This is a genomic window from Burkholderia sp. JPY481 (genome assembly GCF_038900515.1).
GTDB classification, from domain to species: Bacteria; Pseudomonadota; Gammaproteobacteria; order Burkholderiales; family Burkholderiaceae; genus Paraburkholderia; species Paraburkholderia youngii.
In genome coordinates, this window is record NZ_JAYMRT010000171.1 from 1 (window position 1) to 316 (window position 316).

At 59.2% G+C, this 316-nt stretch carries 1 pseudogene; it reads right to left on the reverse strand.

Annotated features, from left to right (window positions below):
- Positions 1-73 precede the first annotated feature (73 nt).
- A pseudogene (locus tag VSR82_RS40190) lies at positions 74-316 on the reverse strand (hypothetical protein); the annotation flags it as partial.

Sequence of the window (316 nt, forward strand, 5' to 3'; positions counted from 1 at the left end):
CTCTTCGGCCCCATCGGCAACATTCCACCTGCCGAGGCAGAAGCCGCTTACTATGCAAATCTCGCTGAGTCTGTCACTGTGGCATGACGCAAGCAAAACGGTCTCCGGAAAACCCGGGGCGCTTCACTTCGCTGCTGAGCAGTGCCTGGATGATCCGCGCGTTCCTGTTGGCCAGTGCGACCGCTGCGCAGTTATGCCCGCGTCGAGCCATCAGCTCTTGAAGCCAGATGCTCTGAGGATCCGTTTTTTTCGGTGCATAGCGCAGAACAGCCCGAGCACCATGAATGAGCAAGGTCCGCAGGTATGTGTCGCCGCG